Source organism: Phocaeicola faecium, assembly GCF_014837055.1.
Taxonomy (GTDB): domain Bacteria; phylum Bacteroidota; class Bacteroidia; order Bacteroidales; family Bacteroidaceae; genus Phocaeicola; species Phocaeicola gallinarum.
Genome location: NZ_JACSPQ010000012.1, coordinates 630 through 1,277, shown reverse-complemented (window position 1 = coordinate 1,277; position 648 = coordinate 630). Strand labels below are relative to the sequence as shown.

1 protein-coding gene is annotated in these 648 nt (G+C 54.6%); it reads right to left on the bottom strand.

The window, feature by feature from the left end; genetic code table 11:
• Positions 1-328: 328 nt before the first annotated feature.
• Positions 329-502, bottom strand: a complete 174-nt coding sequence (locus tag H9626_RS15575) for a hypothetical protein (RefSeq protein ID WP_225230970.1) — start codon at positions 500-502, stop codon at positions 329-331.
• Positions 503-648 lie beyond the last annotated feature (146 nt).

Sequence of the window (648 nt, the reverse complement as noted above, 5' to 3'; positions counted from 1 at the left end):
ATGTCGTCCTTCAAAACCCTTCATCATGGCACCTCCCTGTCATTGCCATGGTCATGCATGCAAGAACGTCTCCGTTCGGCACATGAGCAACCTGCATGCAAGCCTTCCCATTCCCACACAATTTTAGACGATTATCCCATGCCTTTCTCGTCAGGCGACTCGCTGACACCGTGCACCCGGTATGCATCTACAGTTGCAGACATGGCTGGCACTTCGGGGACGGACAAGCGCCGTCACCGTCGCCGGCGCGACGGTCACGCTTCGATATAACCACCCGCATCTCCGTCATATGGAGCGATAATGCACGCATCTCACCCGTGCCGCTCACTCAGCGCTGCTCGATGAGGTGAATGGCTTGGTCGATTGCCGATATTCCGTGACGCCCCAAATGATTCCAACGGTAACCAGAACGCCAAGGACGACCGTTATACCGGTTATGACGCCAACACGAACACGTTTCATTTGCATATCCCCTCCCCACGCAATCGCTGAACGCACTCATACTGCGTCCCATTGTCTACGCTGACCATGTGCATGCGCTGCATCATCGCACGCACATGTTACATCCCGAAGATGCACGCCCAGGCATTGACGTAGATATCAGAACAATTCAGCCTGTTCGAATTCGTCGGATTCGGCAGGGGTGTT